Consider the following 18,288-nt stretch of genomic DNA (forward strand, 5'->3'; position numbering starts at 1 on the left):
CGATCGTGCCACGCTCCGGCCTGCCTGCAGCGGCACGACCTGCACTCCCTCCCGAACGGTCGTGCGGTGTGACGAATCGCACCGCTGCGCGGTCTTCGTGCGCCCGGACCCGAGTGGCAGACTGAGACAGTCATCACCCGACCCGGGGACCCCGAGGGCCTCGAGGAAGAAAGGGACAGTGATGTCCGACAACGTGACGTCCGTATACGGTGGCGCGGCCTCCGCCGCAGCCCCTGCCGACACCCCCAAGCGCAAGACGCGAGTCCATCACCTGCAGGCGATGAAGGCCGAAGGCCGCCGCTGGGCAGAGTTGACGGCCTACGACTACTCCTCCGCCCGCATCTTCGAGGAGGCCGGTATCCCCGTCCTGCTCGTGGGCGATTCCGCAGCCAACGTCGTCTACGGCTACGACACCACGGTGCCCGTGACCGTCGACGAACTCCTCCCCCTCGTCCGCGGTGTCGTGCGCGGTGCCCCGCACGCGCTCGTCGTCGCCGACCTGCCGTTCGGCTCGTACGAGGCCTCGCCCGAACAGGCCCTCGCCACGGCTGTGCGGTTCATGAAGGAGGGCGGCGCCCACGCGGTGAAGCTCGAGGGCGGCGAGCGGATGGCTCCGCAGATCGCCGCGATCACCGCCGCCGGCATCCCCGTGCAGGCACACATCGGCTTCACCCCGCAGTCCGTGAACACGCTCGGCGGCTTCCGGGTGCAGGGCCGCGGCGACGGCGCCGAGCAGCTCGTCGCCGACGCGATCGCCGTCCAGGAGGCGGGTGCCTTCTCCGTCGTGATGGAGATGGTGCCGGCCGAGCTGGCCGGGCAGGTCACCCGCAAGCTGAGCATCCCCACGGTCGGCATCGGTGCCGGCAACGAGTGCGACGCCCAGGTGCTCGTCTGGCAGGACATGGCCGGCTACACCAGCGGCAAGACCGCGAAGTTCGTCAAGAAGTTCGGGCAGGTCGGCGACGAACTGCGCCGCGCCGCAACACAGTACGCAGCAGAGGTTGCGCAGGGCACCTTCCCGGGGCCCGAGCACTCCTTCTGACGATCTCCGGGGACGGGCACCATCGACGCGGTCGGTGGTGCCCGTCTCGTTTTCTCGACAGCCCCGCGATCGGTGGGCAGACTCGACGACGACCCGACCCCACGATCACCGAGGTGCCGATGACCCAGACCCGACTCCGACTCGTTCCGGCTGTGCTCGCAGCGATCGCCCTGACGGGCACCCTCGCCGCATGCGGGACCGCACAGGATCCGGCGCCCACCGGAACGTCGACAGATTCCGCGGTCGAGACGTCGAGTCCGGCCGAGTCGACGCGCTCGGCGCCGACGACGGGGTCGTCGTCCGAGGCCGGAGCGGGTGGCTTCACCGAGGCGCAGGCCGCAGATCTGTGCGCACGCCTCGAAGGCCAGCTGTCGAACTGGCGCACCTACACCCCGTCGGTGGGCCGCGGTGGCCTCAACATCCTGGTCGGCGAATGGGGGGCGGCGAACGGTGTCGACCTCGTCGCGCTCGCGGGCGACCGGGGCCGCATCGATGCGGCGACCTCCGCGCAGTGCCCGGAGGTGCGCGAGGAGGCCGTGCAGGCACTCGAGATCCCCGATCTCGCGTCGGGCCTCGTCGGGTTCTGATCCGTGGAGCGACGCGAACTGTATCCGCCGGTCGAGCCGCACGAGACGGGCATGCTCGACGTCGGTGACGGCCAGCAGCTGTACTGGGAGGTCAGCGGTAATCCGCAGGGCAAGCCCGTGGTCTTCCTCCACGGCGGTCCGGGCGGCGGCACCGCGCCGCAGCACCGGCGCTTCTTCGACCCCGCCGCCTACCGGATCGTGTTGTTCGACCAGCGTGGCTGCGGCCGGTCGCAACCCCACGTGGCCGACGGCGCCGACCTGTCGGTCAACACCACCGACCATCTGGTCGCCGACATCGAGCGGCTGCGCACCTTCCTCGGCGTGGACCGGTGGATGGTCTTCGGCGGGTCGTGGGGCTCGACGCTCGCCCTCGCCTACGCCCAGCGGCACCCGGAGCGCGTCACCGAACTCGTCCTGCGCGGGATCTTCCTGCTGCGCCGCAGCGAGATCGACTGGTACTACAACGGCGGCGCCGGGCAGCTGTTCCCCGAGGCGTGGGAAGGCTTCTGTGCCCCGCTCGCGGCCGCAGAGCCGGGCGAGCATCCCGTGGACGTCTACCACCGCCTGCTGCACTCGAACGATCCGGACGTCGCCCTGGACGCGGCGATCGCGTGGTCCACCTGGGAGGGCGCCACGAGCTCACTGCTTCCGAACCCGGATCGCGTCGCGGAGACGGCCGAACCCCGGTTCGCGCTGGCCTTCGCGCGCATCGAGAACCACTACTTCCACCACCGCGGCTTCTTCGACGAGGGCGCACTCCTGCGCGACGCGCATCTGCTGCGCGACATCCCGGGCGTGATCGTGCAGGGCCGCTACGACGTGGTGTGCCCGGCGCGCAGCGCGCACGACCTGCACGAGGCATGGCCGTCCTCCCGTCTGCACATCGTCGACGATGCGGGACACGCGGCGACCGAACCGGGGATCGTGCACCGGCTCGTCGAGGCCACCGACGGCTTCCGCTGACCCGGATCGGTCGGGCATCCGCCGGCGCGGATCAGGCGGGCAGCCGCCGGGGCGGATCAGTCCGGCAGCCGCCCGAAGCCGACCACGGCGTCGTCCCCGGTCACGTCGAGTTCGTGGACGCGGATGCGGCCCATCTCGTTGCCGCCGACGGTGATCGCGGAATCACCGTCGACGGCGACGACGATGTTCGTGTGCTCGCGCTGACCGACGCCGATCCCGTTGTGGTACAGCACCACATCGCCGACCTCCGGCCGGTGGCCCGTGCCCGCCGGTTCGTAGCGGCCGGCCTGTTCGTAGAACTCCTGGAGCGTGAACACACCGGGGATCCGCCAGTGCCCCGAATGCGGATTGGACAGTGGCACACCGGCTTCCCGCATGATCCAGCTGACGAAGTCGGCACACCACGGTTCGCGGACACCCTCCGAGTAGAACGTGCCGGGATGTTGCGCCTCGTGTTGTTCCTCGAGCAGTTCGACGATCCGCACCTGCGTCGGCGACAACGCCGAGGTGTCGATCTCCGGGAATGCCGCACTGTCCCACGGGAACAGCCGGTTCGGCAGGATCCACCACACGAGCAGCGCGAGCACCGCACACAGTGCGAGCACAACGGCGAGGACGGCAGCGACCGGCCGTCGCCGCCGCGTCGTCTCACCGGTCATGGTCGAAGCGGATCTTGCGTGCCTGCGGGTCGGCGAGGGTGAGCCGCACCCGCACCGTGCCGCCCTCCTCCGGCGCACCGCCGCACGGGCCGATGACGGTCTCGGAGGCGACGAACACCTCCGCGTCGCGCCGCTCGGTGGCCTCCTTCAGGACCGTCGCCTCGAAGGTCTCCCCCACCCGCGGCGCGAGCACGACCGCCTCGGTCAGGTCGATGCATGCCCGGTTCACCTTCCCGGCGAGCGAATCGGTCGACGACATGATCTTCGGCATCGCGGACAGTTCGGCGCGGACCGCCTCCGGGACGTCCCGGCCCGACGACACCGCGAGACACACCTCGGTGGCGTAGCGGTCGGACAACCGGCGCAGCGGCGCGGTGACGTGCGCGTAGGGCGCACCGATCGCGCCGTGCAGGATCGTCTCGGGCAGTTCACCGTCGAACGCCGCATACGACGCCCCGCGCAGCAGCGTCGGCGCTTCGCTCATCAGCACGAGCGTCTTCGGGTCGTTGGCGTCGAGCGAGGCGAGGAAGGCACCGACACCGAGCCCCGACGGCCACGGCACGTCCAGCGACCGCGCGGTGCGGCGCAGAGCATCGACCGCGGCGGGATCGGCGGGCGGGAGCGTGCGCAGCAGGCCGACCCGCGCGTCGATCATCATCTGCGCGGCGCACATCCCGGTGAGCAGCGAGATCTCCGAGTTCCACTCGTCGGCCTCGGTGCGCGGCTCGATCTGCAGCGTCCAGCCGTCGCCGTGCTGCACGACGTCCTGCGCGGGCAGGCGCAGTTCGATCGCTCCACGAGCGAGCGCCGCGGCCGCCCGCAACCGCCCGAAGTCGGGCAACGCCTCGACGGACGGATGCAGCCGGCCCGCGTCGGCGTCGCGCTGCACTCCGGCGTAGTCCATGCGTGCGACCGACCGGACGAGGGCGCGCCGCACACTCACCGCGACGGGCTCGGCGCGGTGGTCGGTCTCGATCCGCCACAGCGCCGCCGGACGGCCGGCGTCCGGCAGCAGGCTCGCGGTGCCCTCGGACAGCTCGCGCGGATGCAGCGGCACGGAGCCGTCGGGCAGGTAGAAGGTCTGCCCACGGCGGTGTGTCTCGGCGTCCAGCGCGCCACCCGGTTCGACGAGTGCGTACACGTCGGCGATCGCGTAGTGCAGTACGAAGCCGTCGTCGGTGCGTTCGAGGTGCAGTGCCTGGTCGAGGTCCATCGATCCGGGTGGGTCGATGGTCACGAGAGGAAGATCGGTGCGGTCCTCACGGACGTCCGCGTAGCGGTCGGTCGCGTGTCGCGCCTCGGCGAGTGCGTCCGGCGAGAACTCGTCGACAAGGTCGAATTCGGCGCGCACGTCGGCGAAGTCGATCGCAGGCGCGACGACGATGGGAGTGGTCACCACGATGCTCGTGAACTCCTGGTGGTCCGGATGCTCGTCGTCGAACTCAGCCGTTCTTCCAGTCGTCGTCGGCGGCGTCGGCCGCCTTGTTCCGTTCTGCCGCGATCTCCAGCGCCCGCTGAGCGGTCTCCCTGTCCGGGTAGGGACCCATGCGGTTGAGGGCGTGCGGATCCTTGCCCTGGGAGACCTTCCCGGTGCGCACGTCGTAGTACCAGCCGTCGTCGCTCATGGTCTCAGTGTGCCCGAATCGCGCCTGTCTGTACGGACAACCCGTCGGCAGGCGTGGCGCGGTACTGTCGGGCCGCACACCCGTGCTCGATGTCCGAACGAAGGAGCAAGCAATGTCCTACATCCTCTACGACGCGTTGCTGCCCTGGCTGGGTCCGGATGCGGCCTCGTACTGGGCGCACCTGCTGGTCATCGATCCGATCTGACCCGACCGGTAGCAACGCGGTGGGATCGGGAGACGCCGGGCGAACGAGCCGGCCTGTAAGCCGGATCCTGTCCCCCGCCGAAACGGGGTGGCGACCATCCATCTGGGCACACCGTCGCCGGGTACCTCGAGCGGTTCACCCGCAGGCTCGGGCGAGCAGCCCTCGAACACCTGCGCAGCCGCACCGCACGCGGTGCGACCTTCAACCTTGCTCCGGGCGGGGTTTACCTAGCCGCCCCGGTCACCCGGGGCGCTGGTGCGCTCTTACCGCACCCTTTCACCCTTACCTGCCGTACGGCAGGCGGTTTGCTTTCTGTGGCACTGTCCCGCGAGTCACCTCGGGTTGCCGTTAGCAACCGCCCTGCTCTGTGGAGTCCGGACTTTCCTCGATTCAGGGCCTGGCACCATGCGGTACCGGTTCCCTGCTCCGCGGCCGCCCGGCCGACTCGTTCGCTCGACCAGACTAGCCCGCGGTGTGTCGGCGCCGCCAACTACGGTGCACTCATGACGCGACTCGTGGCCCTGCTGCGCGGAATCAACGTCGGCGGCATCCGAATCCGGATGGCCGATCTGAAGGAGGTCTTCGTCGGCCTCGGCTTCGAGAACGTCCGCACCGTCCTCGCCTCCGGCAACGTGCTCTTCGACGCCGCGGACGACCCCGCCACCGCGAAGGCCGCGATCGAGGCCGCGCTCACCGAGCGGTTCGGTTACGAGGCCTACACCTTCGTCGTCGAGCAGTCGTATCTCGCGCGGGTCGTCGAGGCGTATCCCTTCGACGCCGCACGCACCGACCGGCATTCGTACGTCGTGTTCGCCTCCGATCCCGCCGCGCTCGAACCGCTGGCCGCCCTCGCGGACGATCTCGATCCGGACCTCGAATGCATCGAAGCGGGCGAGGGTGTCCTCTACTGGCAGGTCGTGAAGGGGGCGACGCTCGACAGTGCCGTGGGGAAGCAGTCGGGTTCGGCCCGGAACAAGGCGACGACGACCGTCCGGAATCTCAACACGCTGCGGCGACTCGTCTGACCGAGCAGGTCACCGGCCTGCCGCTTCATCGGGAGGATCCATTGCACCTGCGTACAGACTGCAGGTAGCGTCCCTCCTCGACGTTCGTTCCGTTCGGAAGGTCCAGGATGCGCAGACGCACCGGAGTATTCGCCTCGATCGCCGCGGCCGCGCTCCTCGCGACCACACCGACAGTGGCGAACGCGGAGTCGGACACCGACTTCTACACGCCCCCTCCGGCCTTCGAGACGGCGCCGCTCGGCGACGTCCTGCGCACCGCACCGTCGGTCGCCGCCGTCGTCCCGAACACCCCGGCCGTCCTCGACGCGGCCGTCACCCGCGTGATGTACCGCAGCACGAACGCCACCGGGGGTCCGGTCGCCACCGTCGGCACCGTGCTCGTCCCGTCGCAACCGTGGTCCGGCCCCGGACCCCGGCCCACCGTCGTGCTCGGTCCCGGCACGCAGGGCATGGGCGACCAGTGCGCACCGTCGAAGCTCATGACCTTCGGCCAGGAGTACGAGTACATCCACATCGGTCCGATGCTCGCGGCCGGTTACGCCGTCGCGGTCACCGACTACGAAGGACTCGGCACACCCGGCGTGCACCCCTATCTCAACCGCGAGTCGCAGGGACGGGCGATGCTCGACCTCGCGCGCGCCACCCGGTCGCTCGGCGATCTCGGTCTCGACCCCGACGGCCCGATCGCGTTCTGGGGATACTCGCAGGGCGGCATGGCATCCGCATCGGCTGCCGAACTCGCCTCGGCGTACGCCCCCGAACTGTCGGTGGTCGGCGCCGTGGCGGGCTCACCGCCCGCCGACCTGGGCGATCTCGCCGTGGCCGGCGACGGATCCCTGCTCTCCGGCGGGATCGGCTGGGTCGTCGACGGTTTCATCTCGGCCTACCCCGAGCACGCCCCGTCGCTGCTGGCGGCGTTCAATCCTGCCGGACTCGACGTCCTGCGTCGTGCCGAGACGTCCTGCGTCTTCGACGCGTTCACCCTGAATCCGTTCGGGCAGACCTCGTCGTACACGGTCGACGGACGGCCCATCGCCCAGCACCTCGGTGACGAGCCGTGGGCGTCGCTGGTCGCCGAGCAACAACTCGGCAACCGCGCCCCGTCGATGCCGGTCTTCGTGGCGCAGAGCACCGGCGACGACTTCGTGCTCGTGCAGGGTGTCGACACGATGGTCGACAAGTGGTGCTCGGCCGGCGCCGACGTCACCTACCGCCGCTACGACGTCGGACCCGTCCTGACGAAGACCGGGACGGGCCACCTGATCGGCATGTTCCCGGCCGTCGTCGAAGGCCTCGACTGGCTCGCTCAGCGATTCGCCCGCCAGGAATCCCGGTCCGGTTGCACCACCTGACATCCCCGCCGGAAAAAAATTTCCGGCAACCGTGTAACACGGTCGGGCGGCCGACAGATAAGCCTGATGAGTGGCCGCGCAGGCAACCCCCCGACATGTCTGCGCGGCCACTTTTCGTTTCGCGACCGCGACCCGTTCACAGGTGCGAGGTGTCGTTGACGAGCCGCACCGACGAGCCACCGTCCGCGTAGAACTCGGTGATGCTGAGCGACGCGAGATCCAGGTGCAGGCGGTACAGCAGCGACGGCCCCGATTCGAGCGCCATCTGCAGGAACGTCTTGATGGGCGTGACGTGCGAGACGACGAGCACGGTCGTGCCGGCGTAGTCGGTCAACAGGTCGTCGCGCACCGACGCGATCCGCTTGGCCACCTCGTCGAAGCTCTCGCCGTTCGGGGGTCGCACGGAGGTGTCGCCGAGCCAGCGCCGGTGCAGTTCGGGGTCGCGACGAGCGGCCTCGGCGAAGGTGAGACCCTCCCAGTCGCCGAAATCCGTCTCGATGAGTCCGTCGTGCACCGTCACCGGGAGATCGAGGGCGTCCGCGGCCGCAGCGGCGGTCTCCCGCGCGCGCCCCAGTGGAGACGACAGCACCGCGGTGATCCCCCCACGGGCACCGAGCCGCCGGGCCGCGGCGACCGCCTGGTCGCGACCGAGTTCGGTGAGCTCCGGGTTGCCCCGCCCCGAGTAGCGACGCTCGACCGACAGCGAGGTCTGCCCGTGACGCAGCAGCAGCAGACGGGTCGGTGTCCCGACCGCACCGGTCCAGCCGGGCGAGGCGGGAACGGCCGGATCCGGCACCGGCACGACCGGCGGGGTCGTGACGTTCTCGGTCCGCGCGCCCACCTGCACCGGGCGCGCCACGGTGTCGGACGCGACGTCCAGCATCGCTTCGGCCGCCGCGTCCATCGCGGCGTTGGCCAACCGGTCGGCGTGGGCGTTCTCAGCACGCGGGATCCACGTGTAGTCGACACTGCGGAACCGGCCGGCCAGCTCACGTGCCCGCGCGGCCAGCGGGATCATGTCGGCATGCTTGACCTGCCACCGGCCGCTCATCTGTTCGACGACGAGCTTGGAATCCATGCGGACGTGCACTTCGTCGGCGCCCAGTTCGGCGGCGGCGGTGAGACCGGCGATCAGGCCCTTGTACTCGGCGACGTTGTTCGTCGCGCGCCCGATGCTCGCCTGACGTTCGGCGAGGACGGTGCGATGGTCGGCATCGAAGACCACGGCACCGTAGCCGGCCGGTCCGGGATTCCCGCGGGAACCGCCGTCCGCTTCGACGACGACCGTCGTCACAGCCCGGATTCCTTGGTGCGGACCAGGATCGCGTCGCACTCCGGGCACCGGACCAGCAGGTCGGCGGGTGCGGCGGCGATCCGGGCGATCACACCGCGGTCGAGCTCGATACGGCACGCGCCGCAACGACGGGCCTGCAACAGTGCGGCGCCGATGCCGGACTTCTCGCGCTGCTTCTCGTAGAGGGTCACCAGTTCCGCGGGGAAGACGGCGAGCAGTGCCTCGCGGTCGCTGCGGCACCGCTGCTCGGCCACCTCGATGTCGGCGAGCGCCTCGTCGCGGGCGCGGACGGCGTCGCCGAGCTGGTCGTCGACCTGCGAAACCTGCGCGCCGGCGTGGTCGTAGTCGGCCTTCGACGCCTCACGACGCTCCATGACCTCGAGCAGGTCGTCCTCGAGTGCCGCCTGACGACGCTCGAGGCTGGTGAGCTCGTGCTGCAGTTCGGTGAGCTGCTTCGATCCCACCGAGCCGCTCTGGAGCATCGACCGGTCGCGGTCGGCGCGCATGCGCACGGCCTCGATCTCGCCCTCGAGCTTCCGGATGTCCCGGTCGAGGTCGTCGAGGATGATCTCGACGGCCACCGCGGCGTCCTTGCGCGCGTTGCGCTCGGTCTGCAGGCGGTCCACCTCCTGCTGTTCGGGCAGTGTCCGACGGCGATGCGCGAGGCGGTTCAGCTCTGCGTCCACGGCGGCGAGGGACAGCAGCTTGGCCTGCACGGTGGGTTCGACGTTCACTCGGGTGGTTCCTGCTTTCGATGGTGTGTCGGTGGGCCGGGAGTCGGCGGCCACGCGGGACGTGTCGTAGCTGATTACCGTACCGCGCCCGCCGCGGTCGTCCAGGGATCGGTGCGCAACTCGCTGACCCGCGCCTGCCAGCCGTCCCGATCGGCGAACGCCCCGTCGAGGACGTCGCGGGCCTGCGCGCACCACGGGTACTCGCTCGCCCAGTGCGCGACATCCACCAGCGCGGGACCTCCGGCGCGCAGATGCTCGTCGGCGGGATGGTGCCTCAGATCGGCGGTGACGTAGACGTCGGCACCCTGCGCGGTGGCGAGTCCGAGGAAGGAATCACCGGATCCGCCGCACACCGCCACGGTCCGCACCGGCCGCTCGGGGTCGCCCGCACCGCGCACACCCCATTCGGTGGCCGGCAGTGCGGCGGCGACGTCGGCAGTGAACTCGCGCAACGTGCGGGTGTGCGGCAGCTCCCCCACCCGGCCCAGACCGCGATCGCTCGGCAGGTCGGCGAGTTCGATGATGTCGAAGGCCGGTTCCTCATAGGGGTGCGCATCGCGCAGGGCCGCGAGCACCGCCGCGCGCGACCGGCGCGGCGCGATGACCTCGATCCGGTCCTCGGGGACGCGTTCGAGGTCACCGACCGAGCCGATGGCCGGATCCGCGCCGTCGACCGGGCGGAACTGGCCGGTGCCCGTGGTGGACCAGCAGCATTCGCGGTAGTTGCCGAGGGCACCCGCGCCCGCCGCGAACAGTCCCGCGCGCACCGCGTCGGCGGCGTCGGACGGCACCATGACGACCCACTTGTCGGTCGCCGGTTCGGGCTTGGCCTCGAGCGGTCGCAGCCCGGTCAGGCCCAGCGCCCCGGCGAGCGCGTCCGAGACGCCGGGGTTCGCGCGGTCGGCGTTGGTGTGCGCGGTGAACAGGGCGCAGCCGCCGCGGATGAGGCGGTGGATCAGCGCGCCCTTGGGGGTGTGCGCGCCCACGGTGTCGACTCCGCGCAGCAGCAGCGGGTGGTGCACGAGCAGCAGTTGCGCGCCCCATTCGAGTGCCTCGTCGACGACGGCCGCGGTCGCGTCGACGGCGAGCAGCACCTTGCGCACCGGCTCGTCGGGGTCGCCGGCGACGAGTCCCACCGAGTCCCAGCTCTCCGCCAGCGACGGCGGGTAGGCCGTCTCCAGAACGTCGATCACCTCACGCAGCGTCGCCGCCGTCACGTCCACCTCCAGCTGGTCCGCTCTCTCCTACGCGCACGACCCTACGCGGCGGAAGACCGGACGAACGGGGAGAATGGCCCGGTGACCGTTCTCGCTGCCACCCAGCCGCTCGTGCTCCCCGCTCCCGTCGTCCTGTTCGATCTGGACGGCACGCTCACCGATTCCGCGACCGGGGTGATCAACGGGTTCCTCCACGCCGCCGAGACGACCGGTTTCGAGGCACCCGACGGCGACCTGCAGTGGCTGCTCGGACCGCCCATGCGCGACACCCTGCAGAATCTCGGACTCGACGAGGAGCAGGTCGCTGCGGGACTCGCGGCCTACCGGGACTACTACTCCGCGACCGGCTGGGCGGAGAACGCCGTCTTCGACGGCATCGACGCGGTGCTCGAGGCCGTGCGCGGGGCCGGGAGCCGCCTGGCGGTGGCGACGTCGAAGTCCCAGACGTTCGCCGAGCGGATCCTCGACCACTTCGGTCTGACCGGATACTTCGAGTTCATCGGGGGTGCGAGCGACGACGGCGCCCGGCGGCACAAGTGGGAGGTCGTCGCGCACAGCCTCACCGCTCTCGGGATCGAGCCGCAGGATGCCGAGGCCGGTGGCACGACCGGTGTGGTGATGGTGGGCGACCGCGAGCACGACATCCACGGTGCGGGCCGGTTCGGCATCCCCACGGTCTTCGTCGAGTGGGGCTACGGCACCGAGACCGAAGGTCGTGCGGCGGCGCGGACGACCGCCTCGGTCCAGGAACTGCGGGAGGTGCTCACGGGTGGACGCTGACGACCGCTTCCACGTGACCTTCGTGTGCACCGGCAACATCTGCCGGTCGCCGATGGCCGAGAAGATCTTCGCGGAGCACCTGCGGCGGGAGGGACTCGACGACCGGGTCCGGGTGAGCAGCGCCGGCACGCACGGCTGGCACGTCGGGTCGGAGGCGGATCCGCGCACCGACGCGGTGCTGCAGCGGCACGGCTATCCGACCGGTCACCGCGCCGCGAAGCTCGGTGCCGAGCACCTGTCGGCCGACCTCGTCGTCGCCATGACCACCACCCACGAGCGGGCACTGGCGCAGCTCGGTGTCCCGTCCGATCGCCGTGTGCTGCTGCGTTCGTTCGATCCCGACGCCGACGACGATTCGGTGCCCGATCCGTACTACGGCTCCCTCGACGAGTTCGAGCAGGTCCGCGAGCAGATCGAAGCCGCTGTTCCGGGCCTGCTCGAGCGGGTGCGGCAGCAGTGAGACGCACCTCACCGGCTACCGTGGATCTGTGCGCCGATTGACATTTCTCCTACGCCCCGGCTGGTTGGTCCTGGCACTGGTGGTCGTCGGCTTCGCCTACGCGTGCTTCACGGTCCTCGCGCCGTGGCAGCTCGGTAAGAACACGAGCACCGAGGACCGCAACGGCCGCATCTCTGCGTCGATGGCACAGGACCCGGTTCCCGTCGGCGAACTGCTGGGCGGCGACGGTCCGACGATCGAGGACGAGTGGCGCCGCGTGCTCGCGCAGGGCTCTTATCTGCCCGAGTCGGACGTGCTCGTGCGGTTGCGCAACGTCGAGTCGCGGCCGGCCTACGAGGTGCTGACCCCGTTCGTCCTCGATTCCGGTGGCACGATCCTGGTCAACCGCGGGTACGTGCGTCCCGTGCGCGGCACCGAGATCCCGGAGATCCCGGTCGCGCCGTCCGGCACCGTCACCCTCGACGCCCGCATCCGGATGTCCGAGGGAACGGTCGAGGACAAGGCCCCCTTCGTGGACGCCGGCTACCAGCAGGTGTACTTCATCGACGCCCCGCAGGTCGCGTCCATCACGGGTCTCGACCTCGAGGACGTCTACCTGCAGCTCGACGCCGATCAGCCCGGTGGTCTCGGCGTGATCCCGCTCCCCCAGCTCGACTCCGGCCCGTATTTGTCGTACGGCCTGCAGTGGCTGGCATTCGGGATCATGGCTCCGCTGGGTCTGGGCTACTTCGTGTGGGCCGAGCTGCGGGAGCGCAGGAAGACCAAGGGTCAGCAAGACGGTGGTGACGCAGCCGGGGCCCCGGCGGAAGCGGCACCGCGCACCGCGAGCGAGAAGCTCGCCGATCGATACGGCCGGCCGCGGTGACCGAGCCGACCACCCTGCCCCGATTCGAGGAGCTCCCGATGTACGCGACCGTCGACGACTACCTGGCCGACAAGGATCCGGCCGCCGTCGATGTGTTCCGGCACGTGCGCGCCATGATCCTCGACCTCGGCGACGACGTCACCGAGCACGTCCACGCGTCGGAGATCTCCTGGTCGCGGGGTCGCCCGTTCGCGGCGGCGTTCGTCTACGCCTCGCGTCTCGAGGTGGCCCTGGACCTGCCGCGGCGCATCCACCACGCGACGCTGCGTGAGGCGTTCCCGAAGAAGGGGACGGTCACGACGCACCGCCTGAGCGTCTCGTCGGTCGACGAACTCGACGACCACTTCGTGGAGTTGCTCGACGTCGCCTACCGCACCGCGGCGGAACCGCGCGACTGACGCCCCACGGCTCCCTTCCGCACGAAGGAGACGAGATGGACGAGGTCAGCGGAGCGATCCGGTTCCTGTCGGCGTTCACGGCCATCGAGAACCACTTCAAGTGGCAGTTGCAGACGGACGAGGAGCACATGAGCTTCGTCCGGATGGCCAAGGAGTACGCCCGGCGTCACCGCACCCAGGTCGATCTGCCCGCCCTCCGGGCCTTCGCGGACCTGCGCAACGCGCTCGTGCACCAGGACTACTACGGGGGCAAGCCGGTCGCCGATCCGGTCCCGGAGGTCGTCGAGGCGATCGAGAGACTGCGCGACAGGATCATCGATCCGTCGAAGGTGCTGCAGGTCCTGCCGAGACGGGCACCCGCCGTGTTCGAGACGGGCACACCGCTGAATGAGGTGCTCGACGAGATCCGACGCCACGACTACTCGCAGTTCCCGATCTACGAGGACGACACCTATCTCGGGTTGCTGACGACGAACTGCATCGCCCGGTGGCTCGCGCATCGTCTCGCGACGGACGAGATCGTCGAGGGCGAGACCGTCGGAGCGGCCCTGGAGTTCGCCGAACCACACGAGCGGGCCGCGCACCTGCCCCGCACCATCACCGTGCCGCAGGCGATCAAGAAGCTATCGCCGCCCGCGGGCGGGCAACTGCCGCCGACGGCGTTGATCGTCACGCACAGTGGCAGCGCGAAGGAACGGCCGCTCATGATCGTCGTCGCCGACGACCTGCCGACGCTCGTCGCGGCGGTGAATGCGGGACATTAGATCTGGGTGGATCCGACCCCGCTGAGCGGGGCTCGATCCACCGGAATCGCACAGAGGATTGTGGGCGCGGAGGGTTTCGAACCCCCGACCGCTGGTGTGTAAAACCAGAGCTCTACCACTGAGCTACACGCCCGAAAGACGGCGGCAGGTGCCGCCGACTTCGCATCAGGACTTTAGCGCGGCGAGCGCTCTGGCCCAAGCTCCCTGGTCACGGGCCTCTCCGGGCTGGTTCTCCTCCGCGAACTGCACGATGCCGTCCTTGTCGATGACGAACGTGCCGCGGTTGGCGAAACCGAACTTCTCGTTGAACACACCGTAGGCCTGCGCGACCTCGCCGTGCGGCCAGAAGTCGGACAGCAGCGGGAAGGTGTAGCCCTGCTCGGCCGCCCAGATCTTGTGGCTCGGCGACGGGCCGACCGACACCGCGAGAATCGCAGTGTCGTCGTTCTCGAAGGTGGGTAGGTCGTCGCGGACGGCGCACAGCTCGCCCTGGCAGACGCCGGTGAAGGCGAGCGGGTAGAAGACCAGGAGCACGTTCTTGCTGCCCCGGAAGCTCGACAGCGTCACTTCCTGGTTGTTCTGGTCCTTGAGGGTGAAATCGGGGGCTTCGGTGCCCACGGCGATCGGCATGCGTGTGGATCCTTACGTTCTGGGAGCCGGTTCAGCGGCGGGGACGGCCGGCCTTGGGCTGGACGAGGCGGCTGCCGATCCAGTCACCGAGGTTGGTGGCCGTGGTCTGGGTGAGGCCGGCCGTGGTGGCCGACTCGGCGATCTCGCTGGGCTCGACGTGATCGGGGCGACCGGTCTTGGGGGTGAGAACCCACACGACGCCCTCGTCGGCGAGGGGACCGATCGCGTCCATGAGGGTGTCCACCAGGTCGCCGTCGCTGTCGCGCCACCACAGCAGCACGACGTCGACGACCTCGTCGGAGTCCTCGTCGAGCAGCTCGGTACCGGTGACCTCTTCGATCGCAGCTCTCAACTCGTCGTCGGTGTCCTCGTCCCAACCGAGTTCCTGCACCACGTGGTCGTGAGTGATACCGAGCTTGGAGACATAGTTCTTGGCATCCGCCGCGGCGACCACGGTGGCTCCTCCTAAGGGTTGTGGTGCGCGAATCGGATCCGCGTACCGGCGTGACGATCAATTGGTCAAAGCGAACATCGTCGGAAGCCTCAACGCAACCCGAATCGCTGGGAAAAGCGGGAGAATCTTTGGAGAGGGACCCATTGCACCACCCCGCACCGTGTCCGATCCGTCCTGTTGGCCGGGCCACGGCGTGATCCTTCGTCGCGGATGGGGGAAGATGAGGGGTGCATCATGTTCAGATGTCGATTGCGTCGGCTCCCACAAGAGCCGGCCGACGGAGAGGGCGCTCCACCTACGCGCCCACCACGATGAGGAGCAGACGTTGACAGACCTGATCCACGGATCCGACTCCCGACAAGGCGCCGCACCGGGCGCGTCGGGACCGGGTTCCTCGGCCAAGCCGGCATCGACCAAGGACAATCGTGTCCGGGTGATCCGCGAGGGCGTGGCCTCCTACCTGCCGGATATCGATCCGGCGGAGACCGACGAGTGGCTCGAGTCGTTCGACGGGATGCTCGAGGCCGCGGGTCCCACCCGCGCGCGCTACCTGCTGCTGCGCATGCTCGAGCGTGCCAACGAGCGCAAGGTCTCCCTTCCCGCCCTGACCTCCACCGACTACGTCAACACCATCCCCACCGAGAGCGAACCGTGGTTCCCCGGTGACGAGGAGGTCGAGCGTCGCTTCCGCGCGTACATCCGGTGGAACGCGGCGATCATGGTCACCCGCGCGCAGCGTCCGGGTGTCGGCGTCGGTGGTCACATCTCCACCTACGCGTCGTCCGCCGCCCTGTACGAGGTCGGCTTCAACCACTTCTTCCGCGGCAAGGACCATCCCGGCGGCGGCGACCAGGTCTTCATCCAGGGCCACGCCTCCCCCGGTATCTATGCCCGCGCCTTCCTCGAGGGCCGTATCGGCACCGAGCAGCTCGACGGCTTCCGTCAGGAGCACAGCCACGCCTCGCTCGGCGGCGGCCTGCCGTCGTACCCGCACCCGCGCCTGCTCCCGAACTTCTGGGAGTTCCCGACGGTGTCCATGGGCCTGGGCCCGATGAACGCGATCTACCAGGCACGGTTCAACCACTACCTGCACGACCGCGGCATCAAGGACACCTCCGACCAGCACGTCTGGGCCTTCCTCGGTGACGGTGAGATGGACGAGCCGGAGTCGCGCGGCCTGGCGCACGTCGCGGCCACCGAGGGTCTCGACAACCTGACCTTCGTCGTCAACTGCAACCTGCAGCGTCTCGACGGCCCGGTGCGCGGCAACGGCAAGATCATCCAGGAGCTGGAGTCGTTCTTCCGCGGCGCCGGCTGGAACGTCATCAAGGTCGTGTGGGGCCGCGAGTGGGACGCCCTGCTGCACGCCGACAAGGACGGCGCGCTGGTCAATCTCATGAACGTCACGCCCGACGGCGACTACCAGACGTACAAGGCCAACGACGGCGCGTTCGTGCGCGAGCACTTCTTCGGCCGCGACCCGCGGACGAAGGAACTGGTCAAGGATCTGTCCGACCAGGACATCTGGAATCTCAAGCGCGGCGGCCACGACTACCGCAAGATCTACGCGGCGTACAAGGCCGCGATGGAGCACAAGGGTCAGCCGACGGTGATCCTCGCGCACACCATCAAGGGCTACACGCTCGGTAAGCACTTCGAGGGCCGTAACGCGACCCACCAGATGAAGAAGCTCACCCTCGAGGACCTGAAGTACTTCCGCGACCTCCAGCGGATCCCGATCTCGGACGAAGAGCTCGAGAAGGATCCGAAGATGCCGCCGTACTACCACCCCGGCTTCGAGTCGCCCGAGATCCAGTACATGCTCGAGCGTCGCCGGGCCCTCGGCGGCTTCCTTCCGGAGCGCCGCACCACCGCGAAGCCGTTGGCGCTGCCCGCGGAGAAGACCTACGACGTCGTCCGCAAGGGTTCGGGCAAGCAGGAGGTCGCCACCACCATGGCGACGGTCCGTGTGCTCAAGGAACTGTTGCGCGACAAGGAGATCGGCAAGCGTATCGTGCCGATCATCCCGGACGAGGCCCGTACCTTCGGTATGGACTCGTGGTTCCCGTCGCTGAAGATCTACAACCGCAACGGTCAGCTGTACACCTCGGTGGACGCCGATCTGATGCTCGCCTACAAGGAGAGCGAGGTCGGGCAGATCCTGCACGAGGGCATCAACGAGGCCGGTTCGACGGCGTCGTTCACGGCGGTCGGTACGTCCTACTCGACGCACGGCGAGCCGATGATCCCCGTGTACATCTTCTACTCGATGTTCGGTTTCCAGCGCACGGGCGACGGCCTGTGGGCGGCGGCCGACCAGATGGCACGCGGGTTCGTCCTCGGCGCGACCGCCGGTCGCACCACGCTGACCGGTGAGGGCCTGCAGCACGCCGACGGGCATTCACTGCTGCTCGCGTCGACCAACCCGGCCGCGGTCACCTACGACCCGGCCTTCTCCTACGAGATCGCCCACATCTTCCGCGACGGTCTGCGGCGGATGTACGGCGGCACGGACGGTGTCGACGGCTTCGGTGGCGAGGACGTCTTCTACTACATCACCGTCTACAACGAGCCGTACTCGCAGCCGGCCGAGCCGGAGGACCTCGACGTCGAGGGTCTGCTCAAGGGCATCTACCTGTACAAGCGGGGCCAGGAGTCGGGTCCGAAGGCGCAGATCCTGGTCTCGGGCGTGATGATGCCCGAGGCGCTGCGTGCGCAGGAGATCCTCGCCGACGAGTGGGGTGTGTCCGCGGACGTCTGGTCCGTCACCTCGTGGGGCGAGCTGCGTCGCGACGGTGTCGAGTGCGACCGGCAGGCGCTGCTGAACCCAGGTGAGGAAGCTCCGGTGCCCTATGTCGCGTCGGTGCTCAACGACGCTGCGGGTCCGTTCGTCGCGGTGTCCGACTGGATGCGCGCGGTGCCCGATCAGATCCGCAAGTGGGTTCCGGGCGACTACACGGTGCTCGGCGCCGACGGCTTCGGCTTCTCCGACACCCGTGGCGCCGCTCGCCGCGTGTTCAACATCGACGCCGAGTCCACGGTCGTCGCGGTGCTCTCGGCGCTGGGCCGCGAAGGCGCGATCGATCGTGAGAAGGCCGTCGAGGCGGCCCGCACCTACAAGATCGACGACGTGACGGCCGCTCCGGTCTCGATGGCGGACCCGGGCGTCGCCTGATCCGTCCGCCGGTCACGTCCGAGTGGCGTGACCGGCCGGCTCGCGGCCGCCGGGTACTT

19 protein-coding genes, 1 tRNA gene and 1 other RNA gene are annotated in these 18,288 nt (G+C 69.4%); 11 read left to right on the plus strand and 10 right to left on the minus strand.

The features are described 5' to 3' along the window. Positions 1–181 precede the first annotated feature (181 nt). From panB to pip, 3 genes are all read left to right on the plus strand, one after another. Positions 182–1,042, plus strand: a complete 861-nt coding sequence (panB, locus tag LPH33_RS15270; RefSeq protein ID WP_016690829.1) for a 3-methyl-2-oxobutanoate hydroxymethyltransferase — start codon at positions 182–184, stop codon at positions 1,040–1,042. A gap of 119 nt (positions 1,043–1,161) precedes the next feature. Beyond that, positions 1,162–1,629 carry a hypothetical protein gene (locus tag LPH33_RS15275; protein ID WP_088897256.1) on the plus strand — a complete coding sequence of 156 codons (468 nt, stop codon included), beginning with the start codon at positions 1,162–1,164 and terminating at the stop codon, positions 1,627–1,629. A gap of 51 nt (positions 1,630–1,680) precedes the next feature. Then, entirely contained in the window at positions 1,681–2,592 is a 912-nt protein-coding gene (pip, locus tag LPH33_RS15280; RefSeq protein ID WP_420714497.1) for a prolyl aminopeptidase, read from the plus strand. A 56-nt stretch (positions 2,593–2,648) separates the two neighbouring features. Here the strand turns inward: pip and LPH33_RS15285 are convergent, their stop codons facing one another. The 4 genes from LPH33_RS15285 to rnpB all read right to left on the minus strand — a co-directional run bounded on the left by LPH33_RS15285 (position 2,649) and on the right by rnpB (position 5,529). Next, positions 2,649–3,251, minus strand: coding sequence for a CHAP domain-containing protein (locus tag LPH33_RS15285; protein ID WP_160875578.1), 603 nt, complete (start codon positions 3,249–3,251; stop codon positions 2,649–2,651). Beyond that, positions 3,241–4,650 carry an RNB domain-containing ribonuclease gene (locus LPH33_RS15290; RefSeq protein WP_160875580.1) on the minus strand — a complete coding sequence of 470 codons (1,410 nt, stop codon included), beginning with the start codon at positions 4,648–4,650 and terminating at the stop codon, positions 3,241–3,243. The genes LPH33_RS15285 and LPH33_RS15290 overlap by 11 nt, the downstream gene beginning before the upstream one ends. Before the next feature lie 43 nt (positions 4,651–4,693). Then, a complete protein-coding gene (locus LPH33_RS15295) occupies positions 4,694–4,876 on the minus strand; it encodes a hypothetical protein (RefSeq protein WP_006554424.1) in 183 nt (60 codons plus the stop codon). A gap of 245 nt (positions 4,877–5,121) precedes the next feature. Continuing rightward, positions 5,122–5,529, minus strand: an RNA gene (gene rnpB, locus LPH33_RS15300) — RNase P RNA component class A. A gap of 55 nt (positions 5,530–5,584) precedes the next feature. Here rnpB and LPH33_RS15305 point away from each other — a divergent pair. Both LPH33_RS15305 and LPH33_RS15310 read left to right on the plus strand, forming a co-directional pair. After that, on the plus strand, positions 5,585–6,106 hold the full coding sequence (locus LPH33_RS15305; protein ID WP_088897252.1) for a DUF1697 domain-containing protein: 522 nt from the start codon (positions 5,585–5,587) through the stop codon (positions 6,104–6,106). A 107-nt stretch (positions 6,107–6,213) separates the two neighbouring features. Beyond that, entirely contained in the window at positions 6,214–7,458 is a 1,245-nt protein-coding gene (locus tag LPH33_RS15310; RefSeq protein WP_229565062.1) for a lipase family protein, read from the plus strand. A gap of 136 nt (positions 7,459–7,594) precedes the next feature. On the opposite strand, the gene LPH33_RS15315 is transcribed toward LPH33_RS15310, so the two are convergent. The 3 genes from LPH33_RS15315 to LPH33_RS15325 form a co-directional block, all read right to left on the minus strand. Beyond that, complete coding sequence (locus LPH33_RS15315; RefSeq protein WP_160875584.1) at positions 7,595–8,752, minus strand: bifunctional RNase H/acid phosphatase; 1,158 nt, start codon at positions 8,750–8,752, stop codon at positions 7,595–7,597. Continuing rightward, on the minus strand, positions 8,749–9,486 hold the full coding sequence (locus tag LPH33_RS15320; RefSeq protein ID WP_229565063.1) for a zinc ribbon domain-containing protein: 738 nt from the start codon (positions 9,484–9,486) through the stop codon (positions 8,749–8,751). The genes LPH33_RS15315 and LPH33_RS15320 overlap by 4 nt, the downstream gene beginning before the upstream one ends. A 74-nt stretch (positions 9,487–9,560) precedes the next feature. Further along, positions 9,561–10,709, minus strand: a complete 1,149-nt coding sequence (locus LPH33_RS15325; protein ID WP_088897249.1) for a Nif3-like dinuclear metal center hexameric protein — start codon at positions 10,707–10,709, stop codon at positions 9,561–9,563. A 75-nt stretch (positions 10,710–10,784) separates the two neighbouring features. On the opposite strand from LPH33_RS15325, the gene LPH33_RS15330 reads away from it, so the two are divergent. The 5 genes from LPH33_RS15330 to LPH33_RS15350 are packed head-to-tail and all read left to right on the plus strand — an operon-like array spanning position 10,785 to position 13,970. After that, positions 10,785–11,483, plus strand: coding sequence for an HAD hydrolase-like protein (locus tag LPH33_RS15330; RefSeq protein ID WP_088897248.1), 699 nt, complete (start codon positions 10,785–10,787; stop codon positions 11,481–11,483). Continuing rightward, complete coding sequence (locus LPH33_RS15335) at positions 11,473–11,943, plus strand: low molecular weight protein-tyrosine-phosphatase (protein ID WP_016690841.1); 471 nt, start codon at positions 11,473–11,475, stop codon at positions 11,941–11,943. The genes LPH33_RS15330 and LPH33_RS15335 overlap by 11 nt, the downstream gene beginning before the upstream one ends. Positions 11,944–11,971: 28 nt before the next feature. Continuing rightward, complete coding sequence (locus tag LPH33_RS15340) at positions 11,972–12,808, plus strand: SURF1 family protein (protein ID WP_172414876.1); 837 nt, start codon at positions 11,972–11,974, stop codon at positions 12,806–12,808. Continuing rightward, a complete protein-coding gene (locus LPH33_RS15345; RefSeq protein WP_016690843.1) occupies positions 12,805–13,206 on the plus strand; it encodes a DUF5655 domain-containing protein in 402 nt (133 codons plus the stop codon). The genes LPH33_RS15340 and LPH33_RS15345 overlap by 4 nt, the downstream gene beginning before the upstream one ends. A gap of 35 nt (positions 13,207–13,241) precedes the next feature. Beyond that, positions 13,242–13,970: a CBS domain-containing protein gene (locus LPH33_RS15350; protein ID WP_229565064.1), complete on the plus strand. Its 729-nt coding sequence runs from the start codon at positions 13,242–13,244 to the stop codon at positions 13,968–13,970. Positions 13,971–14,031: 61 nt separating this feature from the next. Here LPH33_RS15350 and LPH33_RS15355 read toward each other — a convergent pair. The 3 genes from LPH33_RS15355 to LPH33_RS15365 all read right to left on the minus strand — a co-directional run bounded on the left by LPH33_RS15355 (position 14,032) and on the right by LPH33_RS15365 (position 15,054). Further along, positions 14,032–14,103, minus strand: a tRNA-Val gene (locus LPH33_RS15355). Between the two features lie 32 nt (positions 14,104–14,135). After that, positions 14,136–14,600, minus strand: a complete 465-nt coding sequence (locus LPH33_RS15360) for a peroxiredoxin (protein ID WP_016693279.1) — start codon at positions 14,598–14,600, stop codon at positions 14,136–14,138. A gap of 31 nt (positions 14,601–14,631) precedes the next feature. Then, positions 14,632–15,054 carry a DUF3052 domain-containing protein gene (locus tag LPH33_RS15365; protein WP_016933310.1) on the minus strand — a complete coding sequence of 141 codons (423 nt, stop codon included), beginning with the start codon at positions 15,052–15,054 and terminating at the stop codon, positions 14,632–14,634. A gap of 325 nt (positions 15,055–15,379) precedes the next feature. Between LPH33_RS15365 and aceE the strand changes: the two genes are divergently transcribed. Beyond that, a complete protein-coding gene (aceE, locus tag LPH33_RS15370; RefSeq protein ID WP_088897245.1) occupies positions 15,380–18,229 on the plus strand; it encodes a pyruvate dehydrogenase (acetyl-transferring), homodimeric type in 2,850 nt (949 codons plus the stop codon). Positions 18,230–18,288: the final 59 nt, after the last annotated feature.

Origin of the sequence: Rhodococcus sp. RDE2 (assembly GCF_020885655.1) — a bacterium.
Lineage (GTDB): Bacteria > Actinomycetota > Actinomycetes > Mycobacteriales > Mycobacteriaceae > Rhodococcus > Rhodococcus pyridinivorans.